Genomic DNA, 12,663 nt, shown 5'->3' with positions numbered 1-12,663 from the left:
AGCGAAGGAGAAGCCGCGATGGAAACCCGCATGAGCGAGCCGGCGATCGGCGAAACCGGCCACGGCGGCTCGCTGTCGGAACTGGAGAAGGGGTTGCTCGATGAGGCGCTGCGGCTGCTCGCCGAGACGCGTGCGCGGGCGCTGGAACTCTGTGTCGAGGTCAGCCGGCGGCAGGGCGCCGCCGCGCCGGATGTTCACGATTTCAACCTGCCGACGATCATCGAACTGCAACGGCGCTTCGGTACGCGGTCTTGCCCGTGGGCGGCGCCGTTGCAGGCGCGATCTTCGTCGCCGGCTACGCCGCCGACAGCGTGATCGACACGCCCGTCGCGGTGTAGACCGGCGTGGCCTTGAACCCGTCGACCGTCACCGTCGCGAACTTCGCGGCCGCCGCCGCGCCGTCGATCAGCGCGATGGTGTCGCCGGCCTTCGGCGCGTAGCCGTTCACGAATTTCACGTGCAGCGTGCCGCCCGCGATGGTGAGCGGGCCGCCCACGCGCAGCCGCCCGCCGCCGTTGCCGTCGATGTCGAGTTCGAGCGTCGCGTTGTCGAGCTGCGTGTAGCGGGCGGCGATCGTCACCGGCGCGGCGGCCGCGATGCGCACGCTGCCGCCCGGGCCGACGTACACGTCCCCTTTGCCGAACGCCGTCGTCGACGCGGCTGCCAGCGTGCCGCCGTTCACTTGCGTGCCGCCCGTGTAGCCGTTGTTGCCCGCCAGCGTCAGCGTGCCGCTGCCCTGCAGCGTCAGCTTGCCGGCGCCCGCGACGTCGTTGCGCCACAGGTCGGCGGCATTGAAGCCGCCCTGCGACGCATCCATCGACACGATCACGTTGCCGTTGAACGCGCCGTAGCCGTCGGCCGCCGCGAACAGGTTCAGGCGGCCCCAGCCTTCCGCGTCGTCCATGACCGGATAGCCGGACGGCAGCTCGGTCGTTTTCAGCACGACGCGCCGCTGGTCGGCGCTCAGATACGGAAAGCGCGTCTGCAGCAGAATCTCCGCGCCCTTCGGCACGACCGGCGGTGCGTTCGTCGATTCGAGCGCGCCGAAGCCGAACGTCATGCGGCGCAGGAACGCGGCGCGGTTCGCCGTGTAGTCGGCGAACCGGTCGGTGGCCGGCGTGCCGGAATGCGCGAAGGCGGAGAACGTCGTGGCGTTCGTTCCCGTCAGTTGCTGCAGCGTCTGATGGGCTTGCGTGTAGGCGGCCTGCGCGTCGCCGGCGTACGCGGTCAGGTTCGCCGCGCTGACGGCCAGCGCGAGCATGCGGCCGCCGATCACGTCGAGCGGCGAATGCATGCCGGCCAGAATCCGGTTCTCGCCGAGCTCGAGGCCGCGGCTGATCATTTCCTGGAAGCGTTCCGGCACGAGCCACGCCATCGTCGTCGCATCGCGCACCGCCTCGGCCGTGTGGCCGCTGATGAAGCCGCCGTCGGTCGCGGGCGTCGCGCTTTCGGCCGGCACGAGCGTCGGCGCGACGATCACGCTCGTGCTCCAGCGGTACGGACGCGCGTATTTGAAGAAGCGCTTGGACGGTTCGGTCGACGCGTTGTTGCCCATTTCGTTGAGCAGGTCGACGACCTTGCCGAAGCTGGCGTTGCCGCCGCTGCTGCCGACGCCGACGTTGTTGCCGGCGTCGTTGTACAGCACGGTCGTCGCATCGGCAGGCACGCTGGTGATGCTGGTCGTCTGCTGGGCCGCGGCGCGCCACGCGGCGGTGAGCGGGCCCATGCCGTCGGTCACGCTATAGCCCTTGCCGCGCCGGTCGTCGTAGTACGCGGCATCGGCCTGTTGCGGCGTGCGCGCGGTCGTCGCGTCGATCACGTACTGCACGTTGGCCGACAGCACCGCATCGTTCAGGATCGTGCCGCACGGCACGCCGCTGTTCGGCAGCCCGGAGCAGGTCGACGGCGAGACGGCCGGGAACCCGCCGTTCGCCGGCGCGGACGCGCCCGCGTCGACCAGCATCGTCGACGGTTGCCAGAGATCGAGGAAACGGCTCAACACGCGTACCGCCGCGTTGGTCGACAGCGTCGCATAGCGCGCATCGTTGCGCTGGTTGGTCGCGACGTTGTCGACGAAAGCGGGCGCGCTCGGGATCGGCGCACTGTCGACGAAGCCGGGGTCGGCGGGCGGCGCGGGCACGGCCGCGGCGATCGTGCCGGTCGACGCGACGTCGTCGCCGCCGCCGCAGGCAGCCAGTACGATCGCACTCGACAATGCCGCGACGTGCAGCGGGAAACGGCTTCGTGACGCAAACATGCAAGACTCCATCCTGATGGTCGAAGATGGAGGATTGTGGTGAGCGATCGTTACGCGGCCGTTACGGAATTGTTTCGCGTCGTCGTCGATACGCGATCATTCCCACTATCTGGTTAATTTCCGATACTGAACATGACGGGTGCGCGAACGCGTGCGCCCGTCACCGATACAGGGCGGCGGACGCCGGCCTACGCGTTGGCCGTACGCGCGTCGAGCCGGAACAGCGATACGGCCTCGGCAAGCCGGCTGCCCTGTTCCTCGAGCGACTTCGATGCGGCGGCGGCCTGCTCGACGAGCGCCGCATTCTGCTGCGTGACTTCGTCCATTTGCGTGATGGCCAGATTGACCTGCTCGATGCCGCGGCTCTGCTCGCTCGACGCCGCGGCGATCTCGCCCATGATGTCGGTCACGCGCGAGATCGCATGCGTGACCTCGCTCATCGTCTCGCCCGCATTGTTCGCGATATGCGAGCCGTCCTGGATTTTTCGGACCGATTGCGAGATCAGCTCGCGAATTTCCTTCGCGGCGCTCGACGAACGCTGCGCGAGACTCCTGACTTCGCTGGCCACCACCGCGAAGCCGCGACCCTGTTCGCCGGCGCGGGCGGCCTCCACGGCTGCGTTGAGCGCGAGAATGTTGGTCTGGAACGCGATGCCTTCGATGATGCCGGTGATCTCGGCGATCCTGGTGGAACTCGTGCTGATGTCCGTCATCGTGTCGACCATCAGGCCGACCGCCGCGCTGCCGCGCTGGGCGACTTCCGATGCGTTGTTGGCCAGGCCGCTCGCCTGCTGCGCATTGTCGGCGTTCAGGCGCACGGTGGATGTCAGTTGCTCCATGCTCGACGCGGTTTCCTGCAACGATGCGGCCTGCTGCTCGGTGCGGGAGGACAGGTCCTGGTTGCCGGACGCGATTTCGCCGGCGCCTGTCGCGACGTTGCCCGATGCGGTACGGACTTCCGAGATCAGGCGGATCAGGTTCGCCTGCATGTCGCGCATGGACGCCAGGACGCTGCCGGGCGGCGCGGCGCCGGTCGTGGATTCGGCGCCGAGGTTGCCGGCGGCGATATGGCCGGCGATCTCGCTGAGCGCGGCAGGCTCCGTGCCCAGCGCGCGCAGCAGGCCGCGGGTGATGAAGACGCCCGAGATTGCCGCCGCCGCCGCCGCCGCGATGCAGAGGGCGATCAGCATCAGTCGTCGCGAGGTATAGCGGTCGTTCGATTCCGTCACCAGTTGGGCGGCCCGCGAGCGCGTGTACGTCGCATACGCGTCGGTGGCCGCGACGAGTTGGGCCAGCAGCGGGCGGCACTGTTCGTTGATCATCGCGATCGCCTGATCGCGCCGGTTGTTGGCCGCCGCATCGACGATGGCGCGCGCCACGGGGCCGTACTGCGCCTCGACCGCCGCGATTTGCCGAACCAGTTCGCGCGATTTGTCGGACGCGCCGCTTCCTTCGCGGACCGCGTTCGTCAGCTCGCCCAGCAGCGCACTGACGTCGCGGTCGGCCTGCAGTGCCGCTTCCTTCTCGACGTCCGCATCGCGCGGCCCGGTCGCCAGGACCTGGTTGCGGGCGGCGATCGCGCGCCGGTCGACCGCGACGCGAACCTTGTCCGCCAGCATTGCGCGGGCGTTGGTGCCGTTGACGTAATGCTCGAATGCCGCGTTCGCGTTGGCGAGCGACACGATGCCGAGGAGGGAGACGAGCACAACCGTGCACGTCAGCAGTCCGAAAGCGATGGTCAGCTTCGTGCGAACCGTTAACCGTCGATCGTTCATGGGGAATTTCCAGTCGTGAGTATCAAATAGCTTTCCTTATTATCGGAATGGTGAATGAACAATTTAGGACCGCCGCCCGCGGCAATCGTTTGCGCGTGCCCGGCCATCGAAAAAAATTCGGCCCGCGCGCCGCACGCATCACGCCGTCGTTTCGACATTGCTCAACTTCCCGCCCCCGGTGCCGTTAAATGGATCAGGATCGGCCTGTTCACCGATCCAGTTCAATCATCACGCGGTAACGGAGACCCAAGTCATCATGCTGTCATCAATTCGCGCCCGGATACTGGCGACGTGCGTCGCCATCGTCGTGACGGCGCTGGCCGTAACCGGGGGGCTCGTCTATTACGTCGTCAAGACCCACAACGACGAGGCCATCGACCAGAATCACAAGTCGATCCTCGCCGGCCACGCACTCGCGATCGACGAATGGGTGGCGAGCCGGGCGCGCGAAACCCAGGCGCTCGCGGACACGATCGCGATCGGCGACGGCGACCCGGTGCCGGCGTTGAAGCTGCTCGGCAAGTCGGGCGGTTTCGCGGTGCTGACGCTCGGCCTGCCGGACAAGACGGCGTTCTCGAATGTGCCGCTCGCACCCGGCTATGATCCGACCGCGCGGCCTTGGTACAAGCAGGCCGTCGGCGCGGGCCGCCTGGTCGTGACGGCGCTTTACCGCGATGCGACGAGCGGCAAGCCGGCCGTGGCGTTCGCGGTGCCCGTGGTGCGCGACGGCGCGGTGAAGGGTGTGCTGGCAGCCAGCCTGTTCATGGAGAACGTGAGCTCGATCGTGACTTCCGTTCACCCGACCCCGGCGAGCTTCGCGTTTCTGGTCGACAAGAGTGCGCGCGTGATCGCGTCGGCCAGGACCGACCTGATCATGAAGCCGGCCACGGGTCTCTCGCCGGAACTCGATGCCGATCGCCTCGGTGCCCTGCAGACGGCGGCCGCGCCCGTCGCGGTCGACATCGACGGCGCCGCCAAGCTGATGCGCGCGCAACCGATCGTCGGCACCGACTGGTCGCTGGTGCTCGCGCTCGACAAGGGCGACGTCACGGCCGGCATGCGAGCGGTCGCGACGACGACGCTGCTGGCGATCGCGATCGTCGCCGTCGTCGCGGCCGCGCTCGTCGGCGCGATGACGAACGCGGCCTTCAAGCGCATCCTGATGGTGCGCGATGCGCTCACGGACGTATCGAGCGGCAGCGGCGACCTGACGAAGCGCCTGCCCGCCGACGGCGCCGACGAAGCCGCGCAGATCGCGCGAGCGTTCAACGCCTTCGCGGAGAAGATCAGTGCGATTCTGCTGCAGATCCGCGAGTTCAGCACGTCCGTCAACCTCGCAAGCGCCGAGATCGCGCAGGGCAACCAGGATCTGTCGGCCCGCACCGAACACGCGGCGTCGAGCTTGCAGGAAACGGCCGCCGCGCTCGAGGAGATCGCGGGCACGGCCCGCAATTCGGCCGATGCGGCGAGCCAGGTGAACCGTCTGGCGGAATCGGCGTCGGATGTCGCGCTGCGCGGCGGCACGGTCGTGCGCGAGGTCGTCTCGACGATGAACGACATCACGCAGGCATCGGGAGAGATCGCCAACATCGTCGGCGTGATCGACGGCATCGCGTTCCAGACCAACATTCTCGCGTTGAATGCCGCCGTCGAGGCGGCGCGCGCGAACGAGCATGGCCGCGGCTTCGCGGTCGTCGCCGGCGAGGTGCGTGCGCTCGCGCAGCGCAGCGCGCAGGCCGCGCGGGAAATCAAGCAACTGATCCACGCGTCGGTCGAGAAGATCGAGGGCGGCTCCGGGCTCGTCCAGACGGCCGGCGCGACGATGGACGAAATCGTCGACGGCGTGCGCAACATCACGAGCGTGATCGCCGAAATCAGCGTCGCCGCGAAGGAGCAGAGCACGGGGCTCGAGCAGGTGAATCAGGCGGTGTCGCAGCTCGACGATACGACGCAGCAGAACGCGGCGCTCGTCGAGCAATCGGCGGCTGCCGCGACGTCGCTGCGCGAGCAGGCGGCCCGGCTCGCGCAGACGGTCGGCGAGTTCAAGCTCGCGGAGCGGCCGGTGGCGGCCTGACGGGGTCGGCAGGCCCCGGTTTGATAGGACGCACTGGCGCGGGATGGCGGCGCCGCGAAGCCGGTCCGTTCAGGCGAGTACCGCGACTCACGCAGGCGACGCCGAACGCCGCACCGTCCCGCCTTTGCGATACAGCGACAGCGTCGCGAGCAGCCCGCAGCACGCGGCGAAGCTGAGCCAGTAGCCGGGCGCGGCCTTGTCGCCCGTCACCTCGATCAGATAGGTCGACACCGCGGGCGTGAAGCCGCCGAAAACCGCGGTCGCGAGGCTGAACGCGAGCGAGAAACCGGCCACGCGAACACTGGCGGGCATGATTTCGGTCAGCGCCGCGACCATCGCGCCGTTGTACATGCCGAAGAAGAAGGAGAGCCACAACAGCACGGCGAGCATGTGCCCGAAGCTGGGCGCGGATGAAAGCCACGCGAGCGCGGGATACGACGTCACGATGGCCGCCACGGCGATGGCCACGAGGATCGGCTTGCGTCCGACGCGGTCCGACAGCGCACCGCCGACAGGCAGCCAGAAGAAATTCGACACCCCCACGCACAGCGTAACGACCAGGCTGTCCGCCGTGGACAGTTTCAGTACGGCCCTGCCGAACGTCGGCGTATAGACCGTAATGAGGTAGAACGTCGTCGTGGTCATCGCGACGAGCAGCATGCCGGCAAACACGATGCGCCAGTTCCCCAGCATCGTCGCGAACACCTCGCGTGCACGCGGACGATGGGTGCGCGCCTTGAATTCGTCCGTTTCCTGCAGCGTTCGGCGAAGCAGGAAAATGACCGGCACGATTGCGCAACCGATGAAGAACGGGATGCGCCAGCCCCACGCGCCGATTTCCTGGCTCGTCAGCAAATGATTCAGCAGATAGCCCAGGGCCGCCGCGATGACGATCGCCACCTGCTGGCTTGCCGACTGCCAGCTCGTATAGAAGCCCTTGTGCCCGGGCGTGGCCATTTCCGCGAGATAGACCGACACGCCGCCCAGCTCGGCACCGGCCGAGAAGCCTTGAAGCAGGCGCCCAAGCAACACCAGCGCCGGTGCGGCGAGCCCGATCGTCGCGTACCCCGGCACGCACGCGATCAGGATCGTGCCGCTCGCCATGATCGAGAGCGTCACGATCAGGCCTTTGCGTCTCCCCACTTCGTCGATGTAGGCGCCGAGCACGATCGCGCCGAGCGGGCGCATCAGGAAGCCGGCGCCGAACACGGCAAACGTGAGGAGCAGCGACGCGAACTCGCTTGCCGCCGGAAAGAAGACTCGCGAGATGCTGGTCGCATAGAAGCCGAACAGGAAAAAATCGAACTGCTCGAGAAAATTGCCGCTGGTCACGCGCAGGACCGCGCCGAGCTTCGACGTGCCTGCGGCCGCGCCGTCCGGCGCGGTTGACGGTGAGGGATGCATGGGGTGTCTCCGTTGAATGTATTGTGCGAAGCGGCCCGAACGCCGGACCGCTTCGATGGGCCCGGTTCAGTCCGAGCCGAGTTGCAGGCGGCCGGCCTGGCGCTTGTCTATCGACGACTTGAGCAGCGCCGCGCAGCGAAAGATGCCGTGCGCGAATTTCCCGTACGGCAACGTTGCGAAAAGCGCCATCACGATGCCGAGATGAACCGCGAGCAGCGTCGCCATCGCGCGGGTGTCGCGCGACGCCAGCAAAGCCAGTCCCGACATGCTCACGAGCATCAGCAGCGCAATGAAGCCGCGGTCCATCGGGCGTTGTGCCGGATCGGTCCGCGCGGGGTCGCGACGCAGGTTGAGCCACAAGAGGCCGGCAGGCCCGATCAGCAGACCGATTCCGCCGGCGGTGCCGAGCAGCACGGGCAGGCTCAGGAACGCGTACGGTGCGTGCAGGTCCAGCGCGTAGTGATAGAAGGTCGCGACGAGCGTGGCGGCAAAACACAGCATGAAGCCGTAGAACGTGAAGTGGTGAAACCGGCGCCGCGCGAGCGTGAACGCATCGTCCGATTCGTTGCAGCCGTCACCGTGGCCGCCGTCGAGATAGGTGAGCGCGAGCGCGTGTTTCGCCGCTTCGGCGACGGCGGGCATGCTTGCGGTACCCGACGACACGTCGCGCCAGAAGCGCGTCACGCCCACCCCGAGCGCCAGCACGGCGAGGCCGAACACCGAGCCGAACATCGCGGCGAGCAGGTTGTGCGGAAAGATCGCATAGAAACGGCCGCCCGACGGGCCATTCAGCAGCGAGCCGTGCATTGCGATGCCGAGCATCAGGAAAAGCGCCAGCCCGATCGCGAGGGCGAGCGCGACGGTCAGGCCGTTGCGCCTGTAAAGCTGTCCCATCGCAGCGGGCCACGCATATTCGACATACGTATCGACCCGGACCTGCGCCATCGCCTTCGGCACGTTCACCGCGAATTCGTGCGGCGGCGCATATTGGCATGCGTGGTAGCACGCGCCGCAGTTGTGGCACAGGTTGGCCAGGTAGTTGACGTCCGCCTTCGCGAATTCGAGCCGGCGCGTCATCGCCGGAAAGACCGCGCAAAATCCTTCGCAGTAGCGGCACGCATTGCAGATCTGCATCTGGCGCGCGACTTCCGCTTCGCTGTCGGTGACGGGCACGATGCGAATCACGGCGGCGCCGCTCGCGCGTGTCGACGGCCGGCCGGCGGGCGCGGGCGCCTGCGCGTCGCGAACGTGTTCTTCAATATCGTGCACGTTGAACTCCAGTCGTTTGCGCGGCCTTCGCCGCCTCGGTGCCCGCGATACGGCCGAACGCGGTGCCGATCGACATTCCGACGCCCGCCGTGTAGCCCTTGCCCAGCACGTTGCCGGCCATCATCTCGCCGGCAACGAACAGGTTGTCGCTCGGCCGTCCGCCGAAGTGGACTTGTGCGCGCTCGTTGACCTTGAGCCCGAGATACGTAAACGTGATGCCCGGACGCAACGCGTAGCCGAAGAAGGGCGGCGTATCGATCGGTCGTGCCCAGTGAGTTTTCGCGGGGCCGATGCCTTCGGTGCGACAGTCGTCGAGCACGGTGTGATCGAACGTGCCTGCCCGGCATGCGGCGTTGTACGCGCGCAGGGTCTCCACGAATGCGCGTTCTGGTAGGTTCAGCAGGCGCGCGAGTTCCGGCAACGAATCGGCGCGGACACCCGGAAATACCGGCGGCATGAAGCGTCCGACGGCCTTGGCATCGATGATCGAGTAGGCCGTCTGCTCCGGCTGCTGCGCGACGAGGCGGCCCCAGATCGCATAACGCTTCGGCCAGAAGTCCTCGCCTTCGTCGTAGAAGCGCTGCGCGTCGCGGTTGACGACGATGCCGAGCGATACGCAATCGATCCGTGTGCAGATGCCGCCGTCGTAGAGCGGCGCGCGCGCGTCGATCGCGACGCAATGCGACTGCGACGGGTCGCCGATCGCATCCGCGCCGGCGGCGAGCATCGCCTTGAGCAGGACGCCCTGGTTGAACCGCGTGCCGCGGATGAGGAAATTGTCGGCGGGCCACTCGCCGCGCTCGTTTTGTCCCCACGCCTCGCGCAGCCATGCGCGGTTCGATTCGAAGCCGCCCGCCGCGAGCACGCAACTGCGTGCCTCGAAGCGCCGGTTTCCGCTACGCGCGGCGACGAAGCGTTCGCCGTCGAGTTCGATGGCGTCGACGGGCGTGTCGTAGCGAATCTGTACGCCCAGCGCTTCGGCGCTGCGGTAATACGCGTTCACCAGCGCTTTGCCGCCGCCCATGAAGAATGCATTGGTGCGCGCCACGTGCAGTGCGCCGGACAACGGCGGCTGAAACCGCACGCCATGTGCGCGCATCCACGGGCGACAGTGCGCCGACGCGCGGATCGCGAGCCGGGCCAACGCCTCGTTCGTGATGCCGCCCGTGACCTTCAGCAGGTCCTGCCAGTACTCTTCTTCCGGATAGGCGCCGACCAGCACGTCCTGCGGGCCGTCGTGCATGCAACGCAGGTTGCGGGTGTGCTGGGAGTTTCCGCCGCGCCACGCCCGCGGTGCCGCTTCGAGCAGCAGCACCGACGCGCCGGCTTCGCGCGCCATCAAGGCGGCGCACAGCGCCGCGTTGCCGCCGCCGATTACGAGAACATCAACCATCTGAGTTGTCTCCTTTGAGACGCACTCTACGGATCGGCCTCGCCTGCCGCCATCAGGGCGGCGGCAACACGTCTTCAGTTTTTGTGAAGAGGCGGCTCGCGCAGCGTGGCGCCGGGCCACCCGCCTGCCGCGACGATCTCGCGCGCCACGTCGGCGAGGACGACCCGCGCCGCGAGCCCGGCGGGCGACAACTCGTCGTCGGAGACGCTTGCGATCAGGTTCGGCCGCGTCGCCTGGGCGTCCGCGACCGGGACGCTCGCGAGCGCCGCGTTCTCGAACCGCGCGAGCGCCGCGCCCGGTTGAATGGTCGCACCGAGCCCGCCGCGCACCGCATCCATCAACATCGCGAGGCCGTCGACTTCGGCGGCGATGCGCGGGGTGAAGCCGGTGCGGGCGAAGGCGACATCCAGCAACGCGCGCAGGCCGTGCGGACCGCTCGGCAGGATCAGCGGCACGGCGCCGAGGTTCGCCAGGTGCACGTGCGGCCCGCCGGGCATGCCCGGCAGGCCGGGCGCGCCGATCACGAACAGATGCTCGTCGAGCAACGGCATCACGCTCCAGCGCTGCGCGGGTTCTTCACGAAACAGGATCGCCAGGTCGATTTGCCGCGCACTCAGCATCGCGCCGAGATAGCCCGACAGGCTCTCGACCATGCGCAGCCGGACATCCGGATAGCGCTGTCGCATCGCCTGCATGAACGCGAGACCGAGTACGCCGGTCGTACTGGGCGCAAGCCCGACGCTGACGTGCCCCGACAGGCGCGCCTGACGCGCGGCCAGCGCCGCATCGTCGACGTGGCGCAACGCGAGCTGCGCTTGTCTCCAGAATGCAAGACCGGCGTCCGTCGGAACGACGCCCGTCGAGGTGCGTTGCAGCAGGCGCGTGGACAGCTCGCTCTCGAGCCGGCTGATCTGCTGGCTCAGTGCGGACGTCACCACGCCCAGTTCGAGCGCGGCCTTGCCCATGCTGCCGTGTTCCACGACGCAGACGAAATAGCGCAGTTGCCTCAGTTCCATCGACACCTCGAATTGACTCAGCCGCGGTATTGTCGCAGCCGACGAGGCGCCGGTGGGACGAATCGCGCCCACCGAACCCGCGGATCGCCGCCGGAAAGACTATGGGGTTGCGGAATCGGCTGGCGGCCCCGCTCGCGGCGGCCGTTCCGGCTCGGCGAGTGTTCAGGTCGCGCAGTGAAGGCCGGCTGCGTGCGTGCCGGCGCGAACGCCCGCTTCATACCGCTTCGCCTGCGATCCGTCGATGTCGTTCGCGCAGGGGCTTCATGTCGCCGCGTGTCCCACTTTCACTCCGCAAGCAGCCCGCGCGCGGCCAGATTCGCATACAGCGCGCGCACGCCGAAGGTCCACGGCGCGATCTCCGTGCAAAGCCGCACGGTGTTGACGAGTGCGCCGAGCGCGGGCGTGGAGATGGTGACGCGATCGCCGAGGTGATGCGTGAATCCGCCGCCGGGCGCGTCGCGATCCTGGATCGGCGAGAACATCGTGCCGAGGAACAGCATGAAGCCGTCCGGATACTGGTGATGCGCGCCGCAGGTCTGCGCGACAAGGTCCGCCGGGTCGCGGCTGATCTCGCGCATGTGGCTGATGCCGTCGAGGACGAAGCCGTCGTCCGCGCCTTCGACGCGCAGCGACACGCTGCATTCCCGCACGCTGTCGAGCGTGAAGCCGTCGTCGAACAGCCGCACGAACGGGCCGATCGCGCACGAGCCGTTGTTGTCCTTGCATTTGCCGAGCAGCAGCGCCGAACGGCCTTCGACGTCGCGCAGGTTCACGTCGTTGCCGAGCGTCGCGCCCACCGGCCGGCCGTCGCTGGCGACCGCCAGCACGATTTCCGGCTCCGGGTTGTTCCACACCGACACGGGCAGCAGCCCCACGTCCGCGCCGAAGCCGACCGCGGACATCGGCTGCGACTTGGAGAACACCTCGGCATCCGGGCCGATGCCCACCTCCATGTATTGCGACCACGCGCCGCGGCGCTCGAGTTCCGCCTTCAGGCGCAGCGCGGCTTCCGAGCCCGGCACGATCTTCGACAGATCGGTGCCGATCGTCGCGGCGATGATGTCGCGCACCTCCGCCGCCTTGGCCGGATCGCCGCCGGCCTGTTCCTCGATCACGCGCTCGATCAGGCTGACCGCAAAGGTGACGCCGCACGCCTTGATGGCCTGCACGTCGCACGGCGCGAGCAGGTGCGTGGCGCCGGGCGTGCCGTCCAGCGCCGCCTGCAGCAGCGGCTCGACGCGGCCGAGCGATTCGCCCGAAGCGGTGCGCGCGACGGCGAGCGCATCGCGGCGGTCGAACAGGTCCGCGGTGGTCGGCACGGTGCGCGTGATGTCGAACACTTCGCCGCCGCGCACGGCGACGACGCTCGGGCCCGCGGGGGCGGCGTCGTGCCGCCAGACGCGGCCGATCAGCAGCGCGTGGGCGAGGTCGTGCGGCAGGCAATCGGAAACGGTAGGAGTACGCATGGTCAGCTC

Annotated in this window: 9 protein-coding genes; 2 read left to right on the top strand and 7 right to left on the bottom strand. The window is 68.2% G+C overall.

Going from position 1 to position 12,663, the window contains the following annotated elements; translation table 11 throughout:
* Positions 1 to 18 precede the first annotated feature (18 nt).
* Positions 19 to 315 carry a hypothetical protein gene (locus WS96_RS15765; RefSeq protein WP_059833640.1) on the top strand — a complete coding sequence of 99 codons (297 nt, stop codon included), beginning with the start codon at positions 19 to 21 and terminating at the stop codon, positions 313 to 315.
* Here WS96_RS15765 and WS96_RS15760 read toward each other — a convergent pair.
* Both WS96_RS15760 and WS96_RS15755 read right to left on the bottom strand, forming a co-directional pair.
* Positions 296 to 2,257: a phosphatase PAP2 family protein gene (locus WS96_RS15760; protein WP_059833638.1), complete on the bottom strand. Its 1,962-nt coding sequence runs from the start codon at positions 2,255 to 2,257 to the stop codon at positions 296 to 298. The two genes, WS96_RS15765 and WS96_RS15760, sit on opposite strands and share 20 nt — an antisense overlap.
* 188 nt (positions 2,258 to 2,445) lie before the next feature.
* A complete protein-coding gene (locus WS96_RS15755; RefSeq protein WP_059833637.1) occupies positions 2,446 to 4,032 on the bottom strand; it encodes a methyl-accepting chemotaxis protein in 1,587 nt (528 codons plus the stop codon).
* Between the two features lie 256 nt (positions 4,033 to 4,288).
* Here WS96_RS15755 and WS96_RS15750 point away from each other — a divergent pair, with 256 nt between their 5' ends.
* Positions 4,289 to 6,106, top strand: coding sequence for a methyl-accepting chemotaxis protein (locus WS96_RS15750; protein WP_059833635.1), 1,818 nt, complete (start codon positions 4,289 to 4,291; stop codon positions 6,104 to 6,106).
* 87 nt (positions 6,107 to 6,193) lie between these two features.
* Here the strand turns inward: WS96_RS15750 and WS96_RS15745 are convergent, their stop codons facing one another.
* From WS96_RS15745 to WS96_RS15725, 5 genes are all read right to left on the bottom strand, one after another.
* Entirely contained in the window at positions 6,194 to 7,510 is a 1,317-nt protein-coding gene (locus WS96_RS15745; RefSeq protein WP_059833634.1) for an MFS transporter, read from the bottom strand.
* Between the two features lie 66 nt (positions 7,511 to 7,576).
* Positions 7,577 to 8,779, bottom strand: a complete 1,203-nt coding sequence (gene tcuB / locus WS96_RS15740; protein WP_156443642.1) for a tricarballylate utilization 4Fe-4S protein TcuB — start codon at positions 8,777 to 8,779, stop codon at positions 7,577 to 7,579.
* Positions 8,766 to 10,172: an FAD-dependent tricarballylate dehydrogenase TcuA gene (tcuA, locus tag WS96_RS15735; protein ID WP_059833632.1), complete on the bottom strand. Its 1,407-nt coding sequence runs from the start codon at positions 10,170 to 10,172 to the stop codon at positions 8,766 to 8,768. The genes tcuB and tcuA overlap by 14 nt, the downstream gene beginning before the upstream one ends.
* Before the next feature lie 74 nt (positions 10,173 to 10,246).
* Entirely contained in the window at positions 10,247 to 11,188 is a 942-nt protein-coding gene (locus WS96_RS15730) for a LysR family transcriptional regulator (protein WP_059833630.1), read from the bottom strand.
* Positions 11,189 to 11,472: 284 nt separating this feature from the next.
* Positions 11,473 to 12,654: a fumarylacetoacetate hydrolase family protein gene (locus tag WS96_RS15725; protein ID WP_059833627.1), complete on the bottom strand. Its 1,182-nt coding sequence runs from the start codon at positions 12,652 to 12,654 to the stop codon at positions 11,473 to 11,475.
* Positions 12,655 to 12,663: the final 9 nt, after the last annotated feature.

This window comes from Burkholderia sp. MSMB1835, assembly GCF_001526365.1.
In the GTDB taxonomy this organism is placed as follows: domain Bacteria; phylum Pseudomonadota; class Gammaproteobacteria; order Burkholderiales; family Burkholderiaceae; genus Burkholderia.
Note: the sequence above shows the minus strand (reverse complement) of the source record. Positions and strands in the feature narration are given on the sequence as shown.

What these genes read in the sequence shown, in the direction of transcription:
- WS96_RS15765 (WP_059833640.1), top strand. Translation starts at nt 19, where the DNA reads ATGGAAACCCGCATGAGCGAGCCGGCGATCGGCGAAACCGGCCACGGC.
- WS96_RS15760 (WP_059833638.1), bottom strand. Translation starts at nt 2,257, where the DNA reads ATGTTTGCGTCACGAAGCCGTTTCCCGCTGCACGTCGCGGCATTGTCG.
- WS96_RS15755 (WP_059833637.1), bottom strand. Translation starts at nt 4,032, where the DNA reads ATGAACGATCGACGGTTAACGGTTCGCACGAAGCTGACCATCGCTTTC.
- WS96_RS15750 (WP_059833635.1), top strand. Translation starts at nt 4,289, where the DNA reads ATGCTGTCATCAATTCGCGCCCGGATACTGGCGACGTGCGTCGCCATC.
- WS96_RS15745 (WP_059833634.1), bottom strand. Translation starts at nt 7,510, where the DNA reads ATGCATCCCTCACCGTCAACCGCGCCGGACGGCGCGGCCGCAGGCACG.
- tcuA (WP_059833632.1), bottom strand. Translation starts at nt 10,172, where the DNA reads ATGGTTGATGTTCTCGTAATCGGCGGCGGCAACGCGGCGCTGTGCGCC.
- WS96_RS15730 (WP_059833630.1), bottom strand. Translation starts at nt 11,188, where the DNA reads ATGGAACTGAGGCAACTGCGCTATTTCGTCTGCGTCGTGGAACACGGC.
- WS96_RS15725 (WP_059833627.1), bottom strand. Translation starts at nt 12,654, where the DNA reads ATGCGTACTCCTACCGTTTCCGATTGCCTGCCGCACGACCTCGCCCAC.